23 protein-coding genes and 1 pseudogene are annotated in these 26,340 nt (G+C 61.9%); 20 read left to right on the top strand and 4 right to left on the bottom strand.

The window, feature by feature from the left end; genetic code table 11:
• Positions 1–210 precede the first annotated feature (210 nt).
• The 6 genes from ACT6QH_RS07545 to ACT6QH_RS07520 all read left to right on the top strand — a co-directional run bounded on the left by ACT6QH_RS07545 (position 211) and on the right by ACT6QH_RS07520 (position 5,764).
• Positions 211–375, top strand: a complete 165-nt coding sequence (locus ACT6QH_RS07545; protein ID WP_444974203.1) for a Flp family type IVb pilin — start codon at positions 211–213, stop codon at positions 373–375.
• Between the two features lie 27 nt (positions 376–402).
• Positions 403–888, top strand: a complete 486-nt coding sequence (locus ACT6QH_RS07540; protein ID WP_444974202.1) for an A24 family peptidase — start codon at positions 403–405, stop codon at positions 886–888.
• A 194-nt stretch (positions 889–1,082) separates the two neighbouring features.
• Positions 1,083–2,516 carry a mechanosensitive ion channel family protein gene (locus tag ACT6QH_RS07535; protein WP_444974201.1) on the top strand — a complete coding sequence of 478 codons (1,434 nt, stop codon included), beginning with the start codon at positions 1,083–1,085 and terminating at the stop codon, positions 2,514–2,516.
• Between the two features lie 157 nt (positions 2,517–2,673).
• Positions 2,674–4,044 carry a leucyl aminopeptidase family protein gene (locus ACT6QH_RS07530; protein WP_444974200.1) on the top strand — a complete coding sequence of 457 codons (1,371 nt, stop codon included), beginning with the start codon at positions 2,674–2,676 and terminating at the stop codon, positions 4,042–4,044.
• Between the two features lie 165 nt (positions 4,045–4,209).
• Positions 4,210–5,094, top strand: coding sequence for a C40 family peptidase (locus ACT6QH_RS07525; RefSeq protein WP_444974199.1), 885 nt, complete (start codon positions 4,210–4,212; stop codon positions 5,092–5,094).
• Position 5,095: 1 nt separating this feature from the next.
• The gene (locus ACT6QH_RS07520; RefSeq protein ID WP_444974198.1) at positions 5,096–5,764 is read left to right on the top strand and encodes a YggS family pyridoxal phosphate-dependent enzyme; all 669 of its coding nucleotides are present in this window, start codon (positions 5,096–5,098) and stop codon (positions 5,762–5,764) included.
• A 47-nt stretch (positions 5,765–5,811) separates the two neighbouring features.
• Here ACT6QH_RS07520 and ACT6QH_RS07515 read toward each other — a convergent pair whose 3' ends face one another.
• Positions 5,812–7,425 carry a 4-hydroxyphenylacetate 3-hydroxylase N-terminal domain-containing protein gene (locus ACT6QH_RS07515; RefSeq protein ID WP_444974342.1) on the bottom strand — a complete coding sequence of 538 codons (1,614 nt, stop codon included), beginning with the start codon at positions 7,423–7,425 and terminating at the stop codon, positions 5,812–5,814.
• A 172-nt stretch (positions 7,426–7,597) separates the two neighbouring features.
• On the opposite strand from ACT6QH_RS07515, the gene ACT6QH_RS07510 reads away from it, so the two are divergent.
• The 9 genes and pseudogenes from ACT6QH_RS07510 to ACT6QH_RS07470 all read left to right on the top strand — a co-directional run bounded on the left by ACT6QH_RS07510 (position 7,598) and on the right by ACT6QH_RS07470 (position 16,702).
• A complete protein-coding gene (locus ACT6QH_RS07510) occupies positions 7,598–8,245 on the top strand; it encodes an FAD synthetase (RefSeq protein ID WP_444974197.1) in 648 nt (215 codons plus the stop codon).
• Complete coding sequence (locus tag ACT6QH_RS07505; protein WP_444974196.1) at positions 8,238–8,747, top strand: flavin reductase family protein; 510 nt, start codon at positions 8,238–8,240, stop codon at positions 8,745–8,747. Before ACT6QH_RS07510 ends, ACT6QH_RS07505 begins: the two co-directional genes overlap by 8 nt.
• Before the next feature lie 393 nt (positions 8,748–9,140).
• Positions 9,141–10,082, top strand: a complete 942-nt coding sequence (locus ACT6QH_RS07500; RefSeq protein WP_444974195.1) for a LysR family transcriptional regulator — start codon at positions 9,141–9,143, stop codon at positions 10,080–10,082.
• 431 nt (positions 10,083–10,513) lie between these two features.
• Entirely contained in the window at positions 10,514–13,441 is a 2,928-nt protein-coding gene (locus tag ACT6QH_RS07495) for a monovalent cation/H+ antiporter subunit A (protein ID WP_444974194.1), read from the top strand.
• Positions 13,442–13,444: 3 nt separating this feature from the next.
• Positions 13,445–13,747 (top strand): annotated as a pseudogene (locus ACT6QH_RS07490) (Na+/H+ antiporter subunit C); the annotation flags it as partial.
• Positions 13,748–13,923: 176 nt separating this feature from the next.
• The gene (locus ACT6QH_RS07485) at positions 13,924–15,456 is read left to right on the top strand and encodes a monovalent cation/H+ antiporter subunit D (protein ID WP_444974193.1); all 1,533 of its coding nucleotides are present in this window, start codon (positions 13,924–13,926) and stop codon (positions 15,454–15,456) included.
• A gap of 3 nt (positions 15,457–15,459) precedes the next feature.
• A complete protein-coding gene (locus ACT6QH_RS07480; RefSeq protein ID WP_444974192.1) occupies positions 15,460–15,948 on the top strand; it encodes a Na+/H+ antiporter subunit E in 489 nt (162 codons plus the stop codon).
• Positions 15,945–16,214 carry a K+/H+ antiporter subunit F gene (locus tag ACT6QH_RS07475; protein ID WP_444974191.1) on the top strand — a complete coding sequence of 90 codons (270 nt, stop codon included), beginning with the start codon at positions 15,945–15,947 and terminating at the stop codon, positions 16,212–16,214. The genes ACT6QH_RS07480 and ACT6QH_RS07475 overlap by 4 nt, the downstream gene beginning before the upstream one ends.
• 32 nt (positions 16,215–16,246) lie before the next feature.
• Positions 16,247–16,702: a Na+/H+ antiporter subunit G gene (locus ACT6QH_RS07470; protein WP_444974190.1), complete on the top strand. Its 456-nt coding sequence runs from the start codon at positions 16,247–16,249 to the stop codon at positions 16,700–16,702.
• An 85-nt stretch (positions 16,703–16,787) separates the two neighbouring features.
• Here the strand turns inward: ACT6QH_RS07470 and cynS are convergent, their stop codons facing one another.
• The 3 genes from cynS to ntrB all read right to left on the bottom strand — a co-directional run bounded on the left by cynS (position 16,788) and on the right by ntrB (position 19,194).
• Positions 16,788–17,279 carry a cyanase gene (gene cynS, locus ACT6QH_RS07465; protein ID WP_444974189.1) on the bottom strand — a complete coding sequence of 164 codons (492 nt, stop codon included), beginning with the start codon at positions 17,277–17,279 and terminating at the stop codon, positions 16,788–16,790.
• A gap of 74 nt (positions 17,280–17,353) precedes the next feature.
• Positions 17,354–18,343: an ABC transporter ATP-binding protein gene (locus ACT6QH_RS07460; RefSeq protein ID WP_444974188.1), complete on the bottom strand. Its 990-nt coding sequence runs from the start codon at positions 18,341–18,343 to the stop codon at positions 17,354–17,356.
• Positions 18,344–18,348: 5 nt separating this feature from the next.
• The gene (gene ntrB / locus ACT6QH_RS07455) at positions 18,349–19,194 is read right to left on the bottom strand and encodes a nitrate ABC transporter permease (RefSeq protein ID WP_444974187.1); all 846 of its coding nucleotides are present in this window, start codon (positions 19,192–19,194) and stop codon (positions 18,349–18,351) included.
• A 373-nt stretch (positions 19,195–19,567) separates the two neighbouring features.
• Between ntrB and ACT6QH_RS07450 the strand changes: the two genes are divergently transcribed.
• From ACT6QH_RS07450 to ACT6QH_RS07430, 5 genes are all read left to right on the top strand, one after another.
• Positions 19,568–20,920 carry a CmpA/NrtA family ABC transporter substrate-binding protein gene (locus ACT6QH_RS07450; protein WP_444974186.1) on the top strand — a complete coding sequence of 451 codons (1,353 nt, stop codon included), beginning with the start codon at positions 19,568–19,570 and terminating at the stop codon, positions 20,918–20,920.
• 241 nt (positions 20,921–21,161) lie between these two features.
• A complete protein-coding gene (locus ACT6QH_RS07445; protein WP_444974185.1) occupies positions 21,162–22,850 on the top strand; it encodes a sigma 54-interacting transcriptional regulator in 1,689 nt (562 codons plus the stop codon).
• A gap of 204 nt (positions 22,851–23,054) precedes the next feature.
• Complete coding sequence (locus tag ACT6QH_RS07440; RefSeq protein ID WP_444974184.1) at positions 23,055–23,609, top strand: OsmC family protein; 555 nt, start codon at positions 23,055–23,057, stop codon at positions 23,607–23,609.
• Between the two features lie 83 nt (positions 23,610–23,692).
• Positions 23,693–24,850 (top strand): acyl-CoA dehydrogenase family protein, encoded by a 1,158-nt coding sequence (locus ACT6QH_RS07435; RefSeq protein ID WP_444974183.1) that lies wholly within the window; start codon positions 23,693–23,695, stop codon positions 24,848–24,850.
• Positions 24,847–26,214 (top strand): FAD-dependent oxidoreductase, encoded by a 1,368-nt coding sequence (locus tag ACT6QH_RS07430; protein ID WP_444974182.1) that lies wholly within the window; start codon positions 24,847–24,849, stop codon positions 26,212–26,214. Before ACT6QH_RS07435 ends, ACT6QH_RS07430 begins: the two co-directional genes overlap by 4 nt.
• The last annotated feature ends 126 nt before the right edge of the window (positions 26,215–26,340 follow it).

Genomic DNA, 26,340 nt, shown 5'->3' with positions numbered 1-26,340 from the left:
GGGCCCTGCGCTCCTGGAAGTTGCAGGGGCTGGATGCCACATGCGGGCCGGGCAGGGGCGCAGGAAGTGTTAACCCTTGCCGCAACGGATCTGGGGGCGGGCCCTTTTCGGCCACACATCTTTACTTCCCCGCAACGGACACCCGCCTAGCGTGGTTCTGACGCGGCGGGAATGCCGCACAGTTTTCTTGGCGTACAGCGGAAACGTGTGATGCAGACCCTCTTGTCCCGCTTTCTTCATGAAGAGGATGGTTCCACCGCCCTTGAATATGGCCTGATCGCCGCGGGGCTTTCCATCGCCATTGTCACGGTGCTGGCCCAGATCATCGCCACCTTCTCGCGAATCAAGGCCGCCACGGCCATGGCCGGCAACTGAGCCGGGCAGACGCGAGGGCGGGCAGATATGGCGGCAGCGACCCATTTCATCCTGTTCGGGCTTTATCCCGCGCTGCTGTGCGCGGCGATCGGCACCGACATTGCCCGTCGCATCATTCCCAATATTCTGGTGCTGGCGCTTCTGGCCGGCTTCGCCCTGCTGGCGCTCCTCGCCCCGCTGGATGATCTTTCCCTGCGGGTGCTGGCGGCTGCGGCCGTGACAGGTGTGGGCTTCACCCTGTTTGCCCATGACATTATCGGCGCGGGGGATGCAAAGTTCGCCGGAGCTTTGTCTTTGTGGATGGACCCGGTGCAGATCCCCCTTTTCATCATCGGCTGCGGGCTGATCGGTGCTGGGCTGACACTGGCCGCCACCGTGCGCGCAAATGGCCGGGCCCTGCCGTTGCCCATCGCATTTCTCACCCGTGCCGGTGAAAGTGTGCCCTATGGTGTGGCGCTGGCCGGTGCAGGACTGCTGCTGCATCCATGGTCCAGCCTGATGGCGCTGGCCTGAAGACCTGCTTCGGCTATCGGTTAGCCTTCTTCCTGAGAGCTTTGAGACACTCCCTCTGGCCATGGTGCGCTGCGGGAGGGAATCAAGCTAGTTTGCTCCCACATGGCCGGTGCTGTTAGCCTGTCCGTGCCGTCGCCGGATGAGCGTCACATTGTGCGCCGCCTACCTTTTTGCCGGAGAACAGATCCAGCCTCATGCTCATGTTCAGACAGCTTCGCCAGCTCTGGCTTGTTTCCGCATTATTCCTCACGGCCGCTCTGGCCATCATCTGCCTTGGTGCGCCTCTCGCACTGGCGCAGGAACAGGCGCAAACGCAGGCTGTGCCTGCGGATGCTTCCTCCCCCGTGACTAACCCCGCCACCAATGTGGACAATCTCTCCTTGCTGCTGGTGCCGCTCACCAAGGATGAGCTGGCGGCTGTCGCGGAGAAGTGGCAAACCATTGTCAAGGGCAAGACCGCTACGGTGGTTGAAACACAACTGGCCCTTGCTGATGCCCCGGCCGGGGAGCAGGCTTCTGCCCTGCGCACCCAGCTGACCGGGCTGATCGCCGAGCGCGACCGGCTGTTCGACAAGTTTACCGAAGTTATCAACGCCTTTGAAAAGAAGGGCGGCAATGCGGATAAGGTGAAGGAATACCGGGCCTACCGCAACACGGTCTTTCTGGATGAAACCCGCTCTTCCGATTTCCGCACCCTGGCGGCGCGGATCGGGGGCTGGGCCATCTCGCGTGATGGAGGCCTGGCGCTGGGCTGGCGGGTGGCCGTCATTCTGGTTTCCCTGCTGGCTCTGGTGTTCGTGGCTCGCCTGGTGCGGCGGGGCGTATCGGGCTGGGTGCGGCGTGTGCCTAATCTGTCCCGTCTGCTTCAGGCTTTTCTTGTTGCGGTGATTTACTGGGTGGTGATGGCTTTTGGCCTGATGATCGTGCTCTCCGCTCTGGGGGTCGATATCTCGCCGGTCTTCGCCCTGATTGGTGGCGCCTCCTTCATCATGGCCTTCGCCTTTCAGGATACGCTGGCCAATCTGGCTTCCGGCCTGATGATTATGGTCAACCGCCCGTTTGATGAAGGCCATTATGTCTCCGTCGGGGGGGTCGCGGGCACGGTGAAATCCGTGAGCATCGTGGCGACCAAGGTTATCACGCCGGACAATCAGGTGATTGTCATTCCCAACAAGCAGGTGTGGGGCACGGTCATCACCAATGTCACCGTTTCCGATACGCGCCGTGTCGATCTTGTTTTCGGCATCAGCTATGAGGATAGCATCGAGGCCGCCCAGCAGGTGCTGGAAGAGGTGGTGAACCGGCATCCGCTGGTGCTGAAGGACCCCGCGCCCAATATTCGCGTCTCGGCTCTGGGCGAAAGCTCGGTGGATTTCATCGTGCGGCCTTGGACCAAGGGTGCAGATTACTGGACGGTGTATTGGGATCTGATGCGCGATGTGAAGATCGCCTTTGATCGCGCGGGCATCTCCATTCCCTATCCTCAGCGCATGGTGCATATGCAGGTGAGCGAAGCGCCGGCTCCAGTGAACGCTGCGCCGTCGCGCCTGCCGGCCGATGAGAGCAGGTCGCAGAGTAATGCGGACAAGGCCGAAATGCGTGGCGCAGAAGGCTATGATCCGAACTGAGCCAGCGTGAAAGCGCCATGAGATATGAGAAAAGGGCCGTACTGCCTGGTCGTGCGGCCCTTTTCTTTTGCGGTGGGAATGCGGGGACGTGAACTGCGCCCGTGTGACGCTGGCGGCTCATGCCCTCCCGTGCTACCCCCATGGCGAGGAGTAAGTCATGCTGGATTGCCTGTCTCTTTCTGCCGCTGAAAGCCTGCCCGTTTGGTGCGTGCGTAAGGCGGATTTCGCCACTCTTGAACTGCCGCAGGCTGTGCGCCGTTTTGCCGAAGGCGCGGGTTTTGACGGTGATGCGGGCAAATGCCTGCTGGTGCCCGGCGTAGATGGTGCGCTGGCCGGGGCGCTGTTCGGCCTGCCTTCCGGTGATGCGGCGGATGCGTTCGCCACGGGCGCTTTGCCCGGCCTGCTTCCGGCGGGGGTGTGGCGGCTGGAAGGGGGGCTGGATGATGCTCGCCTGGCGACGCTGGCCTTTGCGCTGGGCAGCTATCGTTTCAACCGCTACCGTAGCAAGGCCAGTGTGCCACAGGCGCGGCTGGTGGTGCCGGAAGGGGTGGATGGGGAAGATGTTTCCCGTCTCGCCGAGGCGGTGACGCTCACGCGCGATCTTGTTAATACGCCGGCTAATGATATGGGCCCCGCCGAGCTGGAGGTTGCCGCCCGCACTCTTGCGGTGCGTCATGGGGCGCAGATGCGTGTCATCATCGGCGATGCCCTGTTGCAGCACAATTTCCCGATGATTCATGCGGTTGGCCGGGCTGCGACCCGTGCGCCGCGTCTCATCGAACTGGTGGCGGGCGATCCGGCGCATCCGAAGGTCACGCTGGTGGGCAAGGGTGTGTGTTTCGATACCGGCGGGCTGGATCTGAAACCCTCAGCCGCCATGCTGCTGATGAAGAAGGATATGGGCGGTGCAGCCAATGCGCTGGGACTGGCCCATATGCTGCTGGCGCGCGGCGCGAAGGTACGGCTGAAGCTGCTCATTCCTGCGGTGGAGAACAATGTGGCGGGTGATGCCTTCCGCCCCGGCGATATTCTGCCGAGCCGCAAGGGAATCTCGGTGGAAATCGGCAATACCGATGCCGAGGGCCGGCTTGTTCTGGCCGATGCGCTGGCGCTGGCCGATGAAGATGCGCCGGACCTGCTGATTGATTTCGCCACCCTCACAGGCGCGGCCCGCGTGGCGCTGGGGCCGCAGCTTCCGGCGGCCTTCACGGCAGATGATACACTGGCCACGGATCTGGCGCGCCATGCCGGGGCCGAGGCTGATCCTTTGTGGCGTCTGCCGTTGTGGCCGGGCTATGCCAACATGCTGGCCTCGAAGATTGCAGATACCAACAATGTCTCCGCCGGCGGTTTCGCCGGGGCCATCACGGCGGCCCTGTTCCTGAACAAGTTTGTTGAGACGGCGAAGAGCTGGCTGCATCTGGATCTGTTCGCGTGGAACCCTTCGGCGCGCCCCGGCCGCCCGGAAGGGGGGGAGGCGCAGACTATCCGTGCGCTGGATGCGCTCATTCAGGAGCGTTTTGGCTGAGCATCCTCTCGCGCAGCGGATGCCGGTTTGCGTGAAGAATATGCGATCACACAATAGGTTGCAGCATATCCCGGATGTCAGTGAAACAGGGACATGCTGCTGAACAGTGCAAGGCCGGTGGCTTTGGCCTGCGCCTGCATTCTGCCGGTCCGGTGAGGCTCAATCATGGAACTGCCCGAAGGCTATGACCGTCGTCTGACCCCGGCGCGGGAGGATCTGGCCGCCACCACCCTGCGCGGCATCATTGAGGTGCCGTACTATGTGGAGGGGCAGGCGCAATGCGTCATATCCACCCGTGCGCCCCTGCGTCGTCACCCGCGCGGTGATGCCGGGCTGGAGACGGAGGCGCTCTGCGGCGAGGCCGTTACCCTTTATGAGGAATCGGCGGAGGGCTGGAGCTTCGTGCAGCTCGGGCGCGATGGTTATGTGGGCTATATGCCGGCTGATGCGCTGGGGCCGGTGAGGGCGATGCCTACCCATAAGGTCAGCGCTCTGCGCAGTTTCGTGTTTCCGGGGGCGGATATCAAATTGCCGCCGGCGATGGATCTGTGTTTCTCCAGCCCGGTGGCGGTGCGCGAGATGCGGGGCGCATTCGCCGTGACGGATCAGGGTTTCATCCCCGCGGTGCATCTGGCCCCGCTGGAGGCGTACGCTGCGGATACAGTGGATGTGGCGTTGCGTTTTCTCGGCGTGCCCTATCTGTGGGGCGGGCGCTCCAGTCTGGGCATTGATTGCTCCGGGCTGGTGCAGACCGCGCTGATGGCCTGCGGTATCCCGGCCCCGCGGGATAGTGATATGCAGGAAAAGGCATTGGGGCAGCCCGTGGCGCTGGAAGGGCCTTTCCGGCGCGGCGATCTGCTCTTCTGGCCCGGCCATGTGGGGCTGGTGGAGAATGAAACCACGCTGCTGCACGCCAATGCTTTCCATATGGCTGTGGTGCGGGAAACCCTGCCGGATGCGCTGGCGCGCATTGCGGCGGCCGGCACAGCGCTGCGCAGCGCAAGACGGCTGGAGCCTGACGGTTCCGCACAGGCGGTGAAGGGAGACTGAGGTGGAACACACAACGAGCACCGAGCGCCTGCAAGGCGTGCGCAACGCCGTGGCCCGCGCCTGTCGCGAGGCCGGGCGCAAGGCGGAAGATGTGACGCTGGTCGCCGTTTCCAAGACCTTCCCGGCTGAGGAGATGACGCCAGTTCTTGAGGCCGGCCAGCGTGTGTTCGGTGAAAACAGGGTGCAGGAAGCGCAGGCCAAGTGGCCGGCGCTGAAGGCGCAGTGGCCGGATGTGGAACTGCACCTCATCGGCCCGCTGCAATCCAACAAGGCGCGTGAGGCGGTGGAGCTGTTCGATGTGATTCACACGGTGGACCGCCCGAAAATCGCTGCTGCCCTGGCCGTTGAAATGGCCCGGCAGGGCCGCCATCCGAAGCTGTTCGTTCAGGTGAACACCGGGGTGGAGCCGCAAAAGGCCGGCATTCTGCCTCAGGATGCGGACGCGTTCATCGCCGAATGTCGGGAGAGGCATGGCCTGACCATTGCCGGCCTGATGTGCATTCCCCCCGTGGAGGCGGTGCCGGACCCGCATTTCGCCCTGCTGGAGAAGATCGCCGCGCGCAACGGCCTGCACGAGCTTTCCATGGGCATGAGCGCGGATTTTCCGGCCGCCATCCGGCAGGGGGCAACACTGGTGCGCGTGGGCAGCGCCATTTTCGGCCATCGCTGAAGGCTGGTAAAAGGCCCCGGAAGAGCGCTCTTCCGGGGCCTTTTACTTCAGTTTTGCACCACGCGGCGGCTGACAAGGCTGATGTCATCCGGATTGATGAGATCCGGCGCCTTCCAGCCTTCCAGATCATATTCGGACATGCAGCGCCGCACGAGATCCTGCATGGCGTCGAGGTCGCCGGAGGCCTTGGCCACACCCAGCGTTTCAATACGCACGGCTTCGTAGTTGCCGGCATAGTTGCGCTCATAGAGCTCATGGCGGCCGCCGAATTCGGAGCCGATGGAGTCCCACAGCAGTTTCAGCAGCTTCACCCGGTCGAGCGCCGCATAGCCATTGGAGCCGCGCACGAAGCGGTCGAGATAGGGGCGGATGGCCTCGCTCTCGAAATCCGCCGCGCTGGAGGGCAGATAGATGAGCCCGCTGGCCACATGCCGCTCGATCAGATCCTTGATGCGCGGATAGGCGATTGGCGCGAGAACGCGATAGGCCATGCCGGCATTGACGTTGGGCTGCACATGGCCATCGGTGCCCGGCCAGGCGTCCGGCGATTTCACCATGGTGTCGAGAATGGAGCGGAAGGCGTTACGCCAGGCGATCACCTCGCCGACGCCGGTTTGTACGCCGCGGAAATCCCGCGCGCCGGTGGCGTCCACTGCCATGGAGAACAGGCCCGCGAGGAAATCCAGCTTCACCGTCAGGCGGGCCAGCCCGTGCATGGTGAAGCGCGGCACGAAGCCGGAGGCTGGCACGAAGCCATTGGCCTTTTCAACATCGCCATAGATGAACACATTCTCCCACGGCACCAGCACCTTGTCGAAGACAAGGATGGAGTCATTCTCATCCAGCCGGCTGGAGAGCGGATAATCGAAGGGCGAGCCGGTGGCGGCGGCCATGAACTCATAGGATGTGCGGGCGATCAGTTTGACGCCGGGCGCATCCATGGGCACGGTGAAGATGAGGGCAAAAGCCTTGTCCTTCACCGGAATGCCGTAATGGGCGATGAAGTTGTAATGGGTCAGGGCCGAGCCGGTGGCCACCACCTTCGCACCGGAAACAATGAGGCCGGCGTCGGTCTCCTTTTCCACATGCATGATGACATCGCTGATCTCTTCCAGCGGGCGTCCGCGGTCGATCGGCGGGTTGACGATGGCGTGGTTCCAGTAATCCAGTCGTTGCTGGGTGCGATGGTACCAGTTCTTCGCATTGGTGGCATATTCGCTGTAGAATTCGGCATTCGCGCCCAGCGTGCCAAGAAAGGCCGCCTTGTAGTCCGGCGAGCGGCCCATCCAGCCATATGAGACCTGCTGAAGATCCACAATGGCGTCACGGGCGCGGATCAGGTCTTCCGAGCTTTTCGGAGCGAGAAAGAACGGGTGGGTGAGCTTGCCACTTCCCGTCTGTGTGGTCATGCCGATCCGCGCCTTGTTCTCGTGGAAGCGGTCATACCAGCGCGCCACCATGCGGGCGGAGTTGCGGAAGGCCGGATGGGTGGTCACATCCTTGACGCGCTCGCCATAGATGTAGACTTCACGCCCATCGCGAATGCTTTCCAGATATTCGGCGCCAGTATAGGCGTCGGTTTCCTGGCTCGTAGCGGATTCGACTGCTTTCGTGTTGGCGGTCACGTCTTGCTTCCTCCCTGCTGTTCTCAGGCCCGACATTTTGAAGTCAGGTTTCGGGGTATCCCCGGTGATGGGGACAGTTAAGACACGCCGCGTGGAGAAGCCTAGGTATTGCATCATACCGGCTGCGGTATTGCGGGAACAGGCGGTGCCGGTAACCGTAATGAGCATGAAGAATTGTGGGTCTTCCACAACATGGGGAGGTATAGCCATGGAGGTTTTCCCGGAGGGTGCCGCCATACATTGGGGTGGTGGGCTGAAGCTGTGCGCCAGTGTGGTGACGATCGGGGCTTTTGATGGCGTTCATCTTGCCCATCAGGAGCTTGTGACGCAGGCCGTTGTTGCAGCGCGAAAGCTGGGTGTGCCTGCGGTGGTGCACACTTTCGCGCCCGCGCCCCGTCATTTCTTCGGCACTGCGGAACCTTTGATGGACGATGCCGAAAAGGTGCGTCGTCTGGCTGCGCTTGGGGCGGATCATGTGGTGGTGGCGCGTTTCGATGAGGCCTATCGCCGTCGCCCGGCCGCCGCCTTCATTGCAGATCTGGAGCAGCTGGGGGCCTGTGAAGTGTGGGTGGGAGCGGATTTCCGCTTCGGTGCGCAGGGGGCAGGCAATGTGGCCGAGCTGACGCGCCATTTCCGTGTGCAGGTGCTGGAGGAGGTGCGGTGCCCGGCGGGCGAGCGCATTTCCAGCACACGCATCCGCGCCCTGCGCCGGGAAGGGCGGCAGCAGGAGGCCGACCGCCTTCAGGGAGGAATGATCGCCTGCGCTTCCGAAGCGCCTCTCAACACGGCAAGCCTGTGCCAGATGCAAGACTTGCAGACCACTGCCCTCTCATCGCGGGAAAATCATCATGCCTGAAACCAAGAAACGCCATTTCCGCGATGCCTGCGGACTGTTCGCCACCGGTGTTACTGTCATCACCACACGTCATGAGGGAGATGTGCATGGCATGACGGCCAATGCCTTCATGTCTATCTCACTGGACCCGCCATTGGTGGCCATCTCTTTGGGAGAGAAGGCGAAAATGCTGTCCAAGCTGCGCGAAAGCGGCAGTTTCGCCGTCAGTGTCTTGCAGGGCGAGGCCGAAGACATGGCCTGGCATTTTGCGGGCCGCCCAATGGATGACACCTCCAATGTGTTCTGCGAACTGGCGGGCATGCCGGCCATCCGCGATGCCGTGGCGGTGTTCTCGGCGGATGTGGAACAGGAAATTCCGGCCGGAGATCATTCCATCGTGATTGGCCGGGTGCGTGCGCTGCGCAAGAGCGCGGGGCGTGCGCCCCTGCTGTTCCATGGCGGGCGCTTTGGAGCGCCGGGCTGTGAGGCGGGGGAGTGTGTGGAAGAAGAGGTGATGTTCTAGCCCGTCCTGCGCGCAAAACAGTTCGTGAAAACTGTGCAGGACAGGGCGGGAGAGCGTTTTCGTGGTGTGAACGCGCCGCAGGTTTGCTTGAGAATGGGCACCTGTGCCGGCCTTCTGGCCGAATATGAGGATGAGGCCGGTGCGCCAACCCGGCCTCATCCTCATGGTTGAGCGGGTTGTGACGCAGAGAGTCTTCTGCGCATGACATCATCCGCATTCAAAATGTGAAACAAGCCGGAAAACCGGCAAGGGCAAAGCCCGTGCATCAGGGAGGAAGCAGAATGATACGGAGAAAAGTCTCAACGCCCCCAGGCTGAAAAGCACGGTCCATGAGGTTTGCCGGTCTGCGTCCTGCGGTGATGACTGGCGGGCCGGTCGCATGGCGGTGTCGCCATGTTGTTTTTCATCTGCATTGCGCAAGCTGACAGGCTGAGGGGCATGGATTTCAAACGGCTGACTTACTTTCTGGCCGTGGCGGAGGAACTGAATTTCTGCCGTGCGGCTGCGCGGCTGAATATTGCCCAGCCGCCGCTGAGCCGGCAGATCGCCCAACTGGAACAGAATGTTGGGGCAGATCTGTTCGACCGGAGCCGGAACCAGATCAAGCTCACCCAGGCCGGGGAGCTGATGTTGCAATATACGCGCGAGATTCTGGCGTTGGTGGAGCGCGCCGAAACCGAGGTGCGCCGGGTGGGTGAGGGCAAGGCCGGGCGGTTGCGCTTCGGCTTTGTGGGCAGCGCCACCTCCGGGGGCATTTTCCCGCGGCTCATTCGGGCCTTCCGCACGGCACATCCAGAGGTGGAGTTCACCTTGTGGGCCATGAACAATGCCGACCTCAAGCGCGCGCTGATCCAGCGCGAGATCGACATCGCCATTGCCCGTCCCCGGCTGGATGATGCGGAGCTGAAATCCGAAAGCATCGTCTGGGAAAAGCTGATCGCCGCTGTTCCGGATACATATGAGGGGCGGACCTTGCGCCTCTCCGAAATGAAGGCGGAGACCTTCATTCTCTATCCCATGCAGCCGCGCCCGAGCTATGCGGATTATATTCTCGATTGCTGTCGCCATGAAGGCTACACCCCGCGCGACCAGGTGATGGTGCAGGATTTCCAGACCGCGATGTCATTGGTGGCGATTGGGGCGGGCATTTCCATTGTGCCGGCCTCGGTGGCGGAATCCAGCCGGATTGGAATGCTGTTCATGCCTTATGAGGGCTATAATCCCGGTACCGGCCTGTCTTTGAACTACCGGCGCGACAATCAGAGCCCGCATCTGTTCACCTTCCTCGCGCTCAGTCGCAAGATTGCGCAGGACTGGGCGAAGAAACAGGGCTAGGTCAGCCAGCCCTTCCCACCTCCTGTTTTTCAGTGGGGCGGCGCGGGGGCGGAAGGGGGCGAAGCTTGGGCCGTCTTGTAATATGGTTTCATTTTCGCCGGGATTTCAGCTATATCATTACGCTCAGGCGCGGCACAAAATTCCAGCATGTGACCGCCTTCCTTCCAGTGACCTGACAGGCTGCCCGAACACAGCATGAAGAAAAGCCAGATATTGCATGGGATAAGGTTTCATACAGAACTGACGAACAACATGGGCGGGGTGTTTAACCCGCATCTGGAAATGTGGGATGCTTTGTTCATCTGCACAGGCCCATGTGAAAACACGCGATTTCTGGCCCGGAACTGCCGGTTGTGGGCTTGTTGGCCTGTGTCGCTGCGGGCCATTCTTTCGCTGTTTGGTCTTTGCGCCTCAGTTCCGTGTGAGCGCCCATGATGCTCTGGCTCATTCCCCTTCTGCCCCTTCTCGGGGCCATTTTGCCGTCCATGCTGATCCGCACCGGGCGTGGTGCCTGCGCGGCGTCGGCGGGGTTCGTGTCCTTTGTCACGCTGGGGCTGGTGCTGTCGCGCGCCAGACAGGTGTTCACCGGAGGGGTGGAACAGTTTTCCGTGCCCTGGGTGGCGCAAATCGGGCTGAATTTCTCATTCCGGCTCGATGCGCTCAGCCTGTTCTTCGCGGCCATGATTCTCATCATCGGCCTGCTGGTCATTCTCTATGCGCGCTTCTATCTCAGCCGCGAAGATCCGATGGGGCGCTTCTACTCCTATCTGCTCCTGTTCCAGGGGGCGATGCTGGGCGTGGTGCTGTCCGATAATCTCATTCTGCTGTTGATCTTCTGGGAGCTGACGAGCCTCACCTCCTTCCTGCTCATCGGCTTCTGGCGGCACCGGGCCGATGCGCGGCGTGGGGCCCGCATGGCGCTGATCGTCACCGGCGGGGGTGGGCTGGCGCTGGTGGGCGGGCTCATTCTGCTGGGGCAGGCCGGCGGCACCTATGAGATTTCGCAGCTTCTGGAGCGGGGCGAGAGCATTCAGGCTTCCCCGCTCTATCTGCCGGCTCTGGGGCTGATCCTTCTGGGGGCCTTCACCAAATCTGCGCAGTTTCCGTTCCATTTCTGGCTGCCGCACGCCATGGCTGCGCCTACGCCGGTTTCAGCCTATCTGCATTCGGCCACCATGGTGAAGGCGGGCATCTTCCTGCTGGCGCGGCTGTGGCCAGTGCTGGCGGGTACAGAGGCGTGGTTTCTCATCGTTGCCCCGGTGGGGCTGGCCACCATGGCCATCGCCGCCTGGATCGCGATGTTCCGGCACGATCTGAAGGCCCTGCTGGCCTATTCCACCATCAGCCATCTGGGGCTTGTCACCATGCTGCTGGGGCTGGGCACGCCGGTGGCGGCAATGGTCGCGGTGTTTCATATTCTCAACCACGCCACCTTCAAGGCCGCGCTGTTCATGAGCGCCGGCATTGTGGACCATGAAGCCGGTACGCGGGACATGCGGCGTCTCGGCGGCCTGCTGAAGCTCATGCCCATCACCGGCACGCTCTCCCTTCTGGCGGCGGCGGCCATGGCCGGCGTGCCTTTCTTCAACGGCTTTCTCTCCAAAGAGATGATGCTGGAAGAGGCGGCCCATACGGTCTATCTCGGCCAGCCCTGGCTGTTTCCGCTGGTGGCCACTCTGGGGGCGCTGTTCTCGGTGGCCTATTCAGCGCGCTTCGCCTTCGTCACTTTCCTTGGGCCGAAGCGGGTGGATTATTCTCATGCCCCGCATGATCCGCCCGTGGGCATGTGGCTGCCTGTGGCGCTTCTGGTGCTGCCGGTCATCGCCATCGGCATCATGCCGCAACAGGTGGTGGGGCTGGTGCTGGCGCGCATTTCCGAGGCCGTGATTCAGGGCCCGTTGCCGAATTTTTACCTCGCCTTGTGGCATGGCGTCACAGCGGCGCTCATCATGAGCGCCATCGCCTTCGCCGGGGGGCTCGGCTTCTATTATCTGGGCTGGCAAAAGGCCAATGCGCTGCGCCTCGCCACCCCCCGGCCGGATGCCCGGCGCATGTTCACTTTCACCTTCAGCGTGCTGGTGCGGGGATCGCGCGGGGTGCTGGGGCGGCTGCATGATGGTTCGCTGATGCGCTATCTGCGCGTCACCTTCCTGGCCATTGTCCTGTTCGGTGCCTATGCCATCTGGACCACCCCTACCAATGATGGCGCCCGCCCGCTGCTGCCAGTGAACGCCCCGGCGGTGGTGGCCTGGTTCGCTCTTGTCATGGTCAGCCTCATGGTTGTGATGCGCCATCGCGAGCGCTTGCTGGCGCTGATCCTCACCAGTGTGGTGGGCGTGGTGGTGTCGCTGGCCTTCATCCAGTTTTCCGCGCCGGATCTGGCCCTGACGCAGATCTCTGTGGATGTCGTCACCACCATTCTCATGCTGCTGGCGCTGAACCTGCTGCCCAAGGAAACCCCGCTGGGCCGCAATGTGACGGGCCGCTGGCGCGATGGCATTCTGGCTTCTGTCGCCGGCCTTGGAGTGGCGCTGCTGGCCTATTGGGTGATGACCCGCAACGGCCCGACGGAGATCGCCGATTATTACCTGCTCACCGCCCAGCCCGGTGGTGGTGGCACCAATGTGGTGAATGTCATTCTGGTGGATTTTCGCGGTTTCGATACCTTCTCGGAAATCATCGTTCTGGGTATCGCCGCCATTTCCATCTTCGCCCTGCTGGATGTGAAATTGCGCGATTCCGCCGTGCGTCGCCTGCGCAGCATGCTGCCGCAACTCGAAGCCAGTGACGCCCACCCCCTCATTCTGGTGGTGGCCACACGCGTGCTGCTGCCTCTTTCCATGGTGGTGGGGCTTTATATCTTCCTGCGCGGACATAATGAGCCGGGCGGCGGCTTCATTGCCGGGCTGGTGGTGGCCATTGCCTTTATCATGCAGTTCATCGCCTCGGGCTATATCTGGGCGGCGGATCGTCTGCGGCTGGACCCGCAGACTGCGATCGGCATCGGCGTGGCCATTGCCGGGCTGGCGGGGCTGACCCCGCTGCTGTTTGATGACCCCTTCCTCACCAGTACGTTTGCCCATGTGCACCTGCCGGTGATCGGCGATTTCGAGCTGGCCTCGGCCATGCTGTTCGATCTGGGCGTGTTTCTCACCGTGGTGGGCGTGATGGTGCTGTCTCTGGCGCGCCTCTCTCGCGTGGCGGTGCGGGTCGATCCGCCCAAATCCACCGATCAGCCAATGGATATTCCGCTGGAACCGCCGGCAGAGGTGTTGCCTCCAGCCGCGCCGGCGGCCGCAGCCCTCATGCCGGATGCGGTGGTGGCGGAAACGTCCATTTCCTCATCGGGGAAGGAGTGAGCCATGGAACTGCTTGTCTCCAGCGCCATTGGCATTCTCACGGCAACCGGCATTTATCTGATGCTGCGCAGCCGCACCTTCCCCATCATTCTGGGCATCACCTTTCTCAGCTATGCGGTGAACCTGTTCCTGTTCTCCATGGGCCGGCTGGCCATTGACAGCCCGCCCGTCATTTCACCGGATGTGATGGCCTATGCCGATCCGGTGCCACAGGCGCTGGTTCTGACGGCCATCGTCATTTCATTCGGCATGTCGGCGCTGATCGTGGTGCTGGCGCTGCGCGGCTATCTGGAAACCGGGTCGGACCAGTCCCGCCTGGAGGTGGCACCTGAGGATGTGGAGCCGGGCTCGGGCGTGCGCTCCGGTTCGGCGGCATCCTCTGTCACGGGCTTCATCCTGCCATCCAGTGCGACCCGCGTCTCCAATGCGCCTTCCGTCTCCGGGGAAAAGAGCCCAGCCGCCCCGCATGAGGGAGGCCCGGCATGACCAATCTCATCATTGCGCCCATCGTCATTCCGGCGCTGACGGCGGCTTTCATCATTCTGGGGTTGCGCGGGCATCTTAAAACCCAGCGCACAGTGTCCATTGCCGCCACCACCCTGCTGCTGGCGGTGAGTATCGGGCTGCTCTATCAGGCCGCATCCGGGGTTCCGGTGGTTTACAAGCTGGGCGACTGGCCGGTGCCTTATGGCATCGTGCTGGTGCTGGACAGGCTCTCGGCCACCATGCTGGTGCTGAATGCGGTTCTGGGGCTGGGCGTGGTGCTCTATGCCTCTGCCGGGTCCGATCGCAAGGGGCGGCTGTTTCATCCTCTGTTCCAGTTCCAGCTTCTGGGCATCAATGGCGCTTTTCTCACCGGCGACATCTTCAATCTGTTCGTCTATTTCGAGGTGATGCTCATCGCCTCCTATGGCCTGATGGTGCATGGTGGTGGCTCGGCCCGGCTGAAGGCGGGCTTCCAGTATGTGGCCATCAATCTAGTGGCCTCCACTTTGTTCCTCATCGCCATCGGGCTGATCTATGGCGTCACCGGCACGCTGAACATGGCGGATCTGGCGGTGAAGGTGCCTCAGGTGGCGGCAGCGGACCCCGGCATTCTGAAAGCCGGGGCGCTGCTGCTGTTTCTGGTGTTCGCCACCAAGGCCGCTCTGGTGCCGCTACACTGGTGGCTGCCGGCCACCTATGCTTCCACCTCTGCGCCGGCGGCGGCCATTTTCATGATTATGACCAAGGTGGGGGCTTATGCCATTTTGCGGGTCTATGGCCTGATCTTTGGTGCGGATGCCGGGGCGCTGGCCATGGCTGCGGCCCCCTATGTGTTGCCGGCGGCGGTGGTGACGGTGGTGCTGGGCACCATTGGCGTGGTGGGTACGCGCACGCTGAAGGGCATTGCGGCCTTTGCGGTCGTGGCCTCCATGGGTACGCTGCTGATCGCGCTGGGGCTGTTCAACGCCACCGGCGTGGCGGCGGCGCTCTATTATCTGGTGCACAGCACGCTCGCCGGCGCTGCGCTGTTTCTCATCGCCGGCATGGTGGCGGAGGGCCGTGGCGGCATGGAAGATCGCCTGCGCCCGGCCATGGCCATGCGGGCCGAGCGCATGATTGCCGGCCTTTACATGCTGGCGGCGCTGGGCATGGTGGGCCTGCCGCCGCTTTCCGGCTTTATCGGCAAGGTGATGATCCTCGAAGCTGTCCGCACATCTCCGGGCTGGCCGTGGATCTGGGGGGTGATCCTCATCACCAGCCTGTTGCTGATCTATGGTTTTGCACGGGCGGGTTCCACCCTGTTCTGGGCCAGTGCGCCGGCACCCGCCGAGCGGACGGACCCGCGACCGAAGATCATGCGCCCGGCGGGGGCCATCGGCCTGTTGCTGGCTGTTCTGATGGGCTGGACCCTGGCCGGTGGGCCGGCTGCGGCGTGGATGCAGGAGACCGCCGCGCAGGCGCTGGATCGTAATGGCTATGTCGCCGCCGTGCTCGGCCAGAGGCCGGGCGAACCGCCGGGAGGATACTGAGCCATGAGGCGTCTGTTTCCGCATCCGCTGTTGAGCGTGTGTATCGCCATTGTCTGGGTTTTTCTGGCCAATGAGGTGACGCCGGGCCTCATCATCATGGGCGCGGTGCTGGGCTTTCTCATCCCGCTTTATATGGCGGATTTCTGGCCCGGCCGGCCGCGCATGCGGGCGCCGCTCACCCTTCTGGCCTATCTGCTTATTTTGCTGTGGGATGTGGTGGTTTCAAACCTGTATGTGGCGAAGCTCATCCTGTTCCGCCGTGGTGACAGCCTGCGCTCCACCTATGTGACTGTGCCGCTGGAGCTGGAAACACCGGAGGCGATTGCTGTGCTCACCGGCACCATCGCGCTGACCCCCGGCACGGTGTGCGTGGACATCAGTTCAGACGGCAAGGTGCTGCTGGTGCATTGCCTGGATTATGATGACCCGCAGGAGGTCGTGACCAATATCAAGGATCGTTACGAGCAGCGGCTGAAGAGGATATTCGAATGATCGCCATCGCCTCCATCATTGCGGCTTTCGCCGTGTGCGTGGCCATGCTGCTCACCCTCTACCGGCTGGCCGTGGGGCCGGATGCCGTGGACCGGGTGGTGGCGCTTGATACGCTGGTCATCAATACCATTGCGCTCATCGTGTTGCTGGCCATCATCTTCAATACGTCTGTGTATTTTGAAGCCGCCTTGCTGTTCGCCATGGTGGGCTTTGTCACCACCGTCTCCTTCTGCAAGTTCCTGCTGCGCGGCAATGTGATCGAGTGAGGGCGCAAGGGCATACATACGGGAACGCCATTATGGGAGAGATTACCGCAGGGGCCGTCTGGGGCGCCGCCTTCTGGGAAGCGCTGGCCACCTTTCTGATTTTGGCCAGTGCCTTCTTTCTTGTCGTCGGTTCGTTGGGGCTGGCTCGCCTGCCGGGCACCATGCGCCGTCTGCATGGGCCAACCAAGGCCACCACGCTGGGCATTGGCTGCATGCTTATCGCCTCCATGGTGTATGCGATGGGGGTGCGGGGTGAGCTGTCCTTTCATGAATTGCTCATCACCTTCTTCCTTGTGCTCACCGCGCCGGTAAGCGCGCAAATGGTGGCCAAGGCTTATATTTTGAGGGCGAAAAAGGAACGTGAACAGCTTCCGCCCACCGGACGTGCCTCAGGCTGGGCGACGATTTCGGATCTCACCAATACCCGTCGGCGTCGTTACAAGGCGGGCTTTCGCCCGACTGGCGAAACCAAGGGCCCAGCCGAATAGAAGGTGCGAAGAGTACAGATTGAAAAGACCGGCGTCAGGGCTCTGACGCCGGTCTTTTCATGAGGCATGCGCGTATTGCGCAAGATCAGGTCTTGTCCTTGTAGCCCAGCGCCTTCGCGCCTTCTTCCGGCTGATGATAGCGATAGGGCAGAAACTTGCCGCTCATCACGATTCTCACACGATCTCCGGCCTCGTTCGGCTCACGTTCCATGTTCAGGTCGAAGTCGATGGCCGACATGATGCCGTCGCCGAATTCATCATGGATGAACTCCTTCATCGCCGGGCCAAACACCATCAGCGCCTCATAGAAACGATAGAGGGTCGGGTCGGTGGGCAGGCCGGGGGCATCATTGCCGCGATGGGGTGTTTCCGTCAGCAGGCGGCATTCGATTTCGGAGAGGCCAAACAGCGCCGCCGCCTTCTCCGCCTGTGGCCGCGGCAGAGGCATCTGGCCCAGAAGCGCGGTGATGATGAACAGCTTGGAATAGCCGCCAATATGCTCGGCGATGGCGGTCCAGCTCAGCGCCTTCTCGCGCTTCACATCGAGGATTTTGTCAACGAGGTCCTGTCGTTTCATGATGCTTGTCCTTGAGCATGAAAGGGAGGGCGTGGCGCAGATCCCGTCCGGGACGCCCACTGTGGGAGATGGGATCAGATCGGCTCTGTCACCGGTGGATTGCGGGCGGACCAGCCTTCTGCTGTCGCAGTTTCTACATCGAAGGTGCCGGAGCGCGTGACGAGGAAGTCCACCAGATAGTTGCGCAGGTCGTAATAGCCGGGCAAGCGGTGCATTTCGTTGCGGTCGCGATGCCGGGGCAGGTTGTTGCGCACGATCTCGGCCACATGGGCGTTTGGCCCGTTGGTCATCATCACGATCTTGTCGGCCAGATATATAGCTTCATCCACATCATGGGTGATCATGACCACGGTCTGAGCGGTGGAAATGCAGATCTTGCGGACCTCATCCTGCAGATTGCCGCGGGTCATGGCATCAAGCGCGGAGAAGGGCTCGTCCATCAGCAGGATCTTGGGCTCGATGGACAGGGCACGGGCGATGCCCACGCGCTGTTTCATGCCGCCTGAAAGCTCGCTGGGATGGCGCTGTGCGGCATGACCGAGACCCACCTTCTCGATGAAGGTCATGGCATGTTCGCGGATCTGGCTTTTGGACCAGTGCGGATTGCGCGAGCGCACCGCATAGGCGACATTTCCAAGCGCCGTCATCCAGGGCAGCAGGGCATGGCCCTGAAAGATCACCGCCCGGTCGAGAGAGGGTGCATTGATCTCCTTCTGGTCGACGATGACGCCACCATCGGTCGGCTTGTCGAGTCCGGCCAGGATATTCAGAACCGTCGTCTTGCCACAGCCGGAATGTCCGAGAATGCAGACAAAGTCACCTTTGTCGACCTTCAGCCAGAGATCCTCGAAAATGGTGACGGGTTCCTGTCCGCGCCGGGGATAGCGCTTGGAGAGACCTTCAAGCGAAATGATGCAGTTGGGGCGCCCGCCGGCGGGGGCATCCTGTTCGGGCTGTGCGTGTGTGGTTTGGGTCGTGATGTCTGGCTCCATGGAAGATGCGAGGGCTGTAGTCCGGGGCGGGACAGGGATATGTGTCATCGGGGGCTGTGTGCGCATGTCCATCAGGCTCACTCCTGGAAGGTGACGAGGCGCGTCACGCCGGCGAGAATCTGGTCCAGAACCATGCCGACAACGCCGATGACGAGGATCGCAACGATCACATTCACGATCGAAAGATTGTTCCATTCGTTCCAGATGAAGTAACCGATGCCGGTTCCGCCCACGAGCATCTCGGCGGCGACGATGACCAGCCAGGCAATGCCGATGGAAATGCGCATGCCGGTGAGAATGGTCGGGGCCGCCGCCGGCAGGATGACGGTGAACACCCGGCGCAGATAGGGCACTTCCAGAGTGCGGGCCACATTCAGCCATTCCTTGCGGACATTGGCGACGCCAAAGGATGTGTTCACCAGCATCGGCCAGATCGAGCAGATGAAGATCACGAAGATGGCGGAAAGGCTGGAATCCTTGATGGTGAAGAGTGCCAGGGGCATCCAGGCCAGAGGCGAGATCGGCTTCATGATCTGGATGAAGGGATCCAGCGCTTTGGAGAGCATCTCGGACGTGCCGATGATAAAGCCCAGGGGAATGGCCACCACCATGGCCAGGCCAAAGCCGATCAGCACCCGCGCCAGTGAGTAAGCAAGCTGGATGCCGAGTCCCTTGTCGTTCGGGCCGGCGTCATAGAAGGGATCGGAGAGGTGATGGACAATGGCTTCCCACACGGCCGCCGGTCCGGGAATGCCGGATGAGGAGGAGGGAGCTTCATTGAGGAGGGCGGCATATTCAGGATCGACCGCGCCCTGTCCACTGTCGACGCCCTGCATGGTCATCACAGCCCAGATACAGATGAAGATCGCAAAGATCACAAGAGACAGGAGCCATGAGGCCAGTTGAGGAGATTGCTTGAGCATCCGCTGCATCCCGGTTCGGGGTGAGGCCGGACTGGCCATGAGTTGATGTGGATCAAGCAATGGCCGTGCCAATCGTTGAAACAGCGTTGTTTTGGGGTGTTTCGCCTTGCTTGCGCGGGCTTTTGATTGGCGGCATTAAAAATGTGCACTTTGAATAAATGCGTAATTATTGAGCTTTAATGTCAACAATGCTGGTCATTGTTGACATTTTCAGGTTGCCAGAATGCGGGCTTGGCGTCATTGCCTGGAAGAGTGAGGCGATTTTTCGTAATTATCTTTCATTTACAATATGTTGTTTGTGGTCGAAACATTTCCGGACCATTGGCATGTAGATTGCTTGTTCTGCGATGACACAGCAGGAGAAGGCATCATCATGGCACGTTTCAAGGACAGGAACTGGAAAGGTCTGTTTTTCCGCGGGTGCTCCTGCGGTGCGCACAAGAGCCAGTCCGAGCATGAGGCCGCGGCGAAGAGCGGTGCGGACTATCAGGCGGTCGCAGAGGAAGCCATGCTGCGCATGGCCTTCCCCAATACGCTGCATCGCCGCGCCTTGCTGAAAGCTGTGGGCGGGGCGACCCTGTTTGGCGCCTTGAATGCGGTGATGCCCCTGAAATGGGCGGGAGAGGCCTTCGCGGAAACCGGCCCTCTGGAAAAGACCGACGTCAATATCGGCTTCATCCCGATCACCTGCGCCACGCCGATCATCATGGGCGAGCCCATGGGCTTCTATGCCAAGCAGGGGCTGAACGCCAAGGTGGTGAAAACCGCCGGCTGGGCCGTGGTGCGCGACAAAACCATGAACCGCGAATATGACGCGGCCCAGATGCTGGCCCCGATGCCGCTCGCCATCACCATGGGCACCGGCTCCGTGCCGCATCCCTATGTCGTGCCGGCCATCGAGAATGTGAATGGCCAAGGTATCTGTCTGGCCATGAAGCACAAGGACAATCGCGATCCGAAGAACTGGAAGGGCTTCCGCTTCGCCATTCCGTTCGACTTCTCGAACCACAATTACATTCTGCGCTATTATCTGGCCGAGCATGGCATCGACCCGCAGACTGATGTGGAACTGCGCGTGATCGCGCCGCCGGACATGGTGGCCAATCTGCGCGCCGGCAATATCGACGGCTTTCTTGCGCCGGATAATGTCGTGCAGCGTGCGGTCTATGACAAGATCGGCTTCATCCACATTCTCTCCAAGGAGATCTGGGACGGGCATCCCTGCTGTACCTTCTCCATCTCGAAGAATGTGGTCTCCGACATGCCGAACACCTCGGCGGCCATGATGCGCGCCATTCTTGATGCCACGGCCTATGCCTCCAAGCATGAAAACCGCAAGGAGATCGCCGAGGCCATCGCACCGGCAAACTACCTCAACCAGCCGCTCACCGTGGTGCAGCAGTGCTTGACCGGCACTTATGCGGACGGCCTCGGCAATGTGGTGAAGGACCCTGATCGCATCAGCTTCAACCCCTTCCCCTATGAGAGCTTCGCCATCTGGACCCTGACCCAGATGAAGCGCTGGGGGCAGGTGAAGGGCGATATCGATTACCAGCAGATCGCCAAGGCGGTATATCTGGAAACCGACGCCGCCCGGTTGATGAAGGAAGCCGGGATGACGGTGCCGACCGCCGACAACAACGGCTTCTCCGTCATGGGCAAGCATTTCGATCCATCCAGGCCGGAGGAGTATGTCGAATCCTTCAAGATTCGCGTGCAGGGCTGAGCGGCCCACGCAAGCGGTGTATCCGCGCCTTCCTGCTTGTGGTGAAGGTGCATGATGCAACAGGATCAGGGCTGGGGGCCGGCAGGTTCCCGCCCTTTTGCCATATTGGCCGGGCGCGGTCTTGGTTATGACTTGCGATCCGCGTCTGTTGGGCCCCGGTGGCGTTCAGGGGGCGATGGAGCGTTGCTGCGTCATGAGAGAAACTTCAGCCGCAAGGTCCGCAATTGTGATGGAAGACGGCATGGAACACCAGCAGATGCACCCCGCGCCCCAGACCGGCTCATGGTGGCGCACGCAGGAAATGTTCCTGATGCAGGAGGTGATGAGCCTTATCGGCAAGGATCTGCCGCTGGCCAAGGTGCTGCGCGAAATTCTCCATCTCATGTCCGAGATGCTGGGGCTTAATCGCGGGCGCATCGTTCTGCATGATACGCCGAACGATGAATATTACATTGCCCATGCCTATGGCCTCACGCAGGAGGAGATTGGTCGCGGCCGCTACAAGCCCGGCGAGGGGGTGACGGGGCAGGTGATCGCCACCGGGCAGGTCATTCTTGTGCGCGATGTCTCGCAGGATTCGGCCTTTCTGGGGCGGGCGGTGCATCGCAGCACGCTGCCGCGCGGGCCGGTGTCCTTCATCGCCGCGCCCATCAAGGTGGACGGGGTGATCGCCGGGGCGCTGGCCTGCCACCGCATCCTGCTGCGCGACAGGCCCCTCTCCGATGAAATGACCATGCTGAAGATTCTGGCGACCCTGATCGGCCAGCTTCTCACCCTGCATGAGCGCGTGGAGCGGCGCACCCGTGAGTTGCAGGAACATAACCGTATGCTGGAGGATGCGCTGAAGGCGGGCCGGGCGCGTTACGGCATCATCGGCACGTCTCCCGCCTTGCTTCAGGCCATTGGCCAGATCGAGAAGGTCGCCGCTGCGACCGCCAGCGTGCTGCTGCTGGGAGAATCGGGCACTGGCAAGGAATTGTTCGCTCGTGCGCTGCATCTGGCCGGCCCGCGGCGCGACAAGGCCTTTATCAAGATCAATTGCGCCGCCATCCCGGAAAGCCTTTTTGAATCAGAGCTGTTCGGGCATGAAAAGGGGGCGTTTACCGGTGCCAATGAAGCTCGGGCCGGCTGGTTCGAGCAAGCCAATGGGGGCACGCTGTTTCTGGATGAGATCGGCGAACTGCCGCTCTCCATGCAGACCAAGCTGCTGCGCACCCTGCAGGAAGGCACGGTCACACGTCTGGGGGGTAAGCGGGAGATCTGCGTTAATACGCGCCTTGTGGCGGCCACCAATCGCGAGCTGGAGCGGGAAGTGGCGCTGGGTAATTTCCGCGAGGATCTGTTCTACCGTCTCCACGTCATTCCCATTCGCCTGCCCTCTCTGGATGACAGGCGCAGCGATATTCCGGACCTCGCCATCTATTTCATCGACAAGTTCAACCGCGAGAACCAGCGCAATGTGAACTTGTCGTCTGACGCCGTCGCCTATATTGCGGCGCAGGCTTGGCCGGGTAATATCCGGCAATTGTCGAATTTCATGGAACGCCTCGTGCTGCTCTCCGGCAAGGCGCTGCTTGAGCAGGTGGATGTGGAGCGTTTCGTGCAGGATCACGGCAGCGCAGCCCCCATGCGCCCGCGCGTGCCGCCTTATCCACCTGCGGTTTCGTCGGCCCGGCGGGAGAGTACGCCGGCGGGGGCGGCTTCCGGTGGCGTGGAGTGGCAGGGCCAACCGGCAACGCCATCCTATCCCCCCACGCCAGACATGCAGACCAGCGTCTTCCGACCTTACATGAAGGTGGATTCCCATAATCCGGATACCCTGAGGCGCGCCTTGCTGGAAGCTGGTGGCAACAAGACCCGCGCGGCCCAGCGTCTGGGCATGACGGAGAGGCAGTTTTCCTATCGCTGGAAGAAGCTGGGGATCGACTGACATTGTTGCGATCCGACAATATTGACATTGTAGAGTTGCGACCCGCGCGGAATGTCATGATGCAAGTCGGCGAAAGTTATTTTATATATTATTATCATATATTTATAAGAAATTTAGCGTGATTTTCGCATTCTGGCACACCCTTTGCGATGACAGGTTCAGATGGCGATCAGCCATTGCCTTTAATCCTGAAAGGGAAAGAACATGTCCCAGAGCGCCGCGCCCAAAGTCGTCTCCACCACCCTGCGCCCGATTGATCGGGATGGCCTGATGGCCTTCGCCGAGAAGGGCCGCAACAATCCCAACAGCCCACGCGGCACCAACAAGGTGCGCACCCTCATGGAGGGCCAGTATCGCTCCCTGAGCTATGTGGGCGATCATGAGGGTGTGGTGGTGGATGAGCCCCTGCACCTGTTCGGCCAGAATACGGCGCCCGCCCCCGGCGAGATTGTACTGTCTGCGCTGGGTGGCTGTCTTGCTGTCGGCATCACTGCCGTTGCCACCTGGAAGAATGTGAAGCTCTCCCATCTCGAGATCTATCTTGAGGGCGATATTTCCAACACGGCCGCCTGGGGTGCAGGCGGTGCGGATCGCATCCCTTCGCAGATGGGTTTCCAGGAAATCCGCGTGAAGGTGAATGTGGAAGGCGATGCCACCCGCGAGGAGCTGGATGAGATCGTCCAGCGCGCCAACTATTTCTCGCCGGTCGCCAATTCCATGCGCAACCCCATCGCTTTCAAGATTGCGCAGGCGGACTGAACAGGCCGCCTGATCGGCCTGAACCCTGCGCTGCGCGTCCGCTGGATGATGCGCAGCGCCTTCCCCGGAAAAGCTGGAGAGAGATGATGGATGCAATTGCACGCGGCGACAGGTCCGTTGACCCCGCAGGCAATGACTGCGGCCGCACAGCCCCGGGCCTCGATGTGATCGCGGCACTGGCTGCCGGCCCTCTGGCCGCGAAGGCCGCCGAGATCGACGAGGGGCACTATCCGCTGGATATGATGGCGTCTCTGGCTGAAGCGGGCGCTTTCAGCTTTCATCTTGCCGAACAAGGTCAGCGCTATGATCTCGCGCTGGCGGCCATGGAGACCGTCTCCAGTGCCTGCGGCTCAACCGGCTTTCTCACCTGGGCCCATGATGTGATGGGTCTGTATCTCGACGAGAGCGAGAATACCGCACTCAAGGCGCGCATACTGCCGACGCATCTGGCGGGTAAGACGTTCGGTGGCACCGCTCTCTCCAACCCCATGAAGGCGCTGGCCGGCATTGAACCGATGCTGCTGAAGGCTGTGCCGGTACCGGGCGGATGGCGCGTTTCCGGCTCGCTGCCATGGGTCAGCCATATCGGCCCGGGCCAGTATTGCGCCGCTCTGGCGAGCACTGGCGAGGGACGGGAGATGATGTTCTTCCTGCCGCTGGATGAACGCGTGACCCTGCGCCAGTGCCCCAAATTCTCCGGCATGGAGGGCACTGGCACCTGGGGTATCACGCTGCAGGATTTCTTCGTCCCGCAAGAGGATGTGATTGCTGATCCGGCGCGCCCCTTCATCAAGCGCATTCGCGCGGCCTTCATCCTGCTGCAGGCCGGTATGGCCACAGGCATCTCCGTGGGCGCGATCAATGATATCCGCGCAGTGGAAGGCCATCTGGGCCATGTGAACCGTTTCCTGCACGATGGTGCGGACGCGCTTCAGGCCGAGCTGGATGATCTGCGCGCGCGTGTGCTGGTGCTGGCACAGACCCCCTTCGACACCTCGGATGATTATCTGATGAGTGTGCTGGATGCGCGCACGGAAGGAGCCGAATTCGTGCTGCGCGCCGCGCAGTCGGCGCTGATGCATCAAGGTGCTCGGGGGTATCTGATGTCATCAGCGCCGCAGCGCCGCATCCGCGAATCCCATTTCGTGGCCATTGTCACGCCAGCCATCAAGCATCTGCGCTGGGAGATGGACCGCCTCCAGCGTGAAACCATGCCTCAGGCCAAGGAGCATGCAGCATGAGCGCGATCACGAAGACATCCGCAGATGAGCCGTTGGATGGCTTGGGGCCATGGAAGGAATATCTGTGCCGGGCCTGCGGCTATATTTATAATGAGCGTGATGGCGACCCGGACAGTGGCATCGCCCCCGGCACCCGCTTCGCCGATATTCCGGAAGACTGGTATTGCCCCATATGCGGCGTGCGTAAACAGGATTTCGAGCCGTATGAACGGGCCGATTTCAGCGCATCGGCCGGTGACATGCCGCCGCCTGTCTCCATTGGCCGTCGGGGACCTGCCGGTGTCGTCATTATCGGGGCGGGCATTGCCGGCTGGGCGGTGGCGGGTGAGATCCGCAAGCGCGATCCGCACATGCCAATCACCATGATCACGAGCTGTGCGGGGGATGTCTATCACAAGCCGGAGCTGGCCATTGCCTTTGCCCGCCGGCTCTCGCCCGAGACGTTGCGTCGCGAATGCGGGCAGGATGCGGCCCGTCGGATGAATGTGCGGCTGGTGCGGCACACGGCGGTGGTGGGGCTTTCTCCGCAGTTCCGCAAGGTGCGCACCACCCGTGGAACCTTCCCCTACGACAATCTCGTCATCGCCTCCGGGGCACGCGGTCTGCTGCCGAAGAATATTGATCCGGCCCTGTGCTGGCGCATCAACCATCTGGATGCCTGGGGCGGGCTCCATGCCGCACTGAAGGGCGCGGCGCGCAGCGTCGCCATCATCGGTGCGGGCATGGTGGGTTGCGAACTGGCGGAGGATCTAGCGCGGGCCGGGCACAAGGTGCATCTGGCCAGCATCACGGCCGAGCCGATGGACGGCTTTTTGCCGGAGCCTGCGGGCGCGCGGGTGCGGCAGGGGTTGCAGGGGCTCGGTGTCGACTATCTGCATATCAGCGCGATCCGCTCGGCCACGCGCGGGGCTGATGGCCGGGTCCATCTCGACCTTGCAGGCCATGGCCCCTTGGTGGTGGATCTGCTCGTTTCAGCCATTGGCGTTGCAACGCCTGAGCGCATGTTCCGCGCGGCAAGTTTCGCCTTCGATGCCGGGCTGGTGGTGAATCCGCAGACACTGGAAACCAGCCACGCGCATGTCTATGCGTTGGGGGACTGTATCTCGCTTTCCGGTGCGCCCTGCCGTTTTGTCGAGCCGATCCTGAAGCAGGCAAGCTGCGTTGCGGCGTCGCTCACCGGGGCACAGCCCTGCCCCTATGAGCATCGCGCACCGGTCATCCGGCTGAAGATGAAAGCGGCACCGGTTGTCATCGAAGGACAGATCTGCCGCGATGGCGCATGGCGGACGGTGAGCGAGAGCGTCGATCGTCTGGTGATGGAACAGCACCGTAATGGCGAGATGACAGCACGGCTGGTGGCCTGAGTGCAGCGGTGCCGGATTCTGGGCGGACAACATCGCGCACATGGCCAGCTTCAGACGTTTTTCTGAAGCTGGCCTGAGCCGACTGGCCGGATGAAGGCCGCCGTCTGCCGGGTGCAGGCTGTTCTG

This window comes from Haloleucobacter albus, assembly GCF_052492075.1.
Note: the sequence above shows the minus strand (reverse complement) of the source record. Positions and strands in the feature narration are given on the sequence as shown.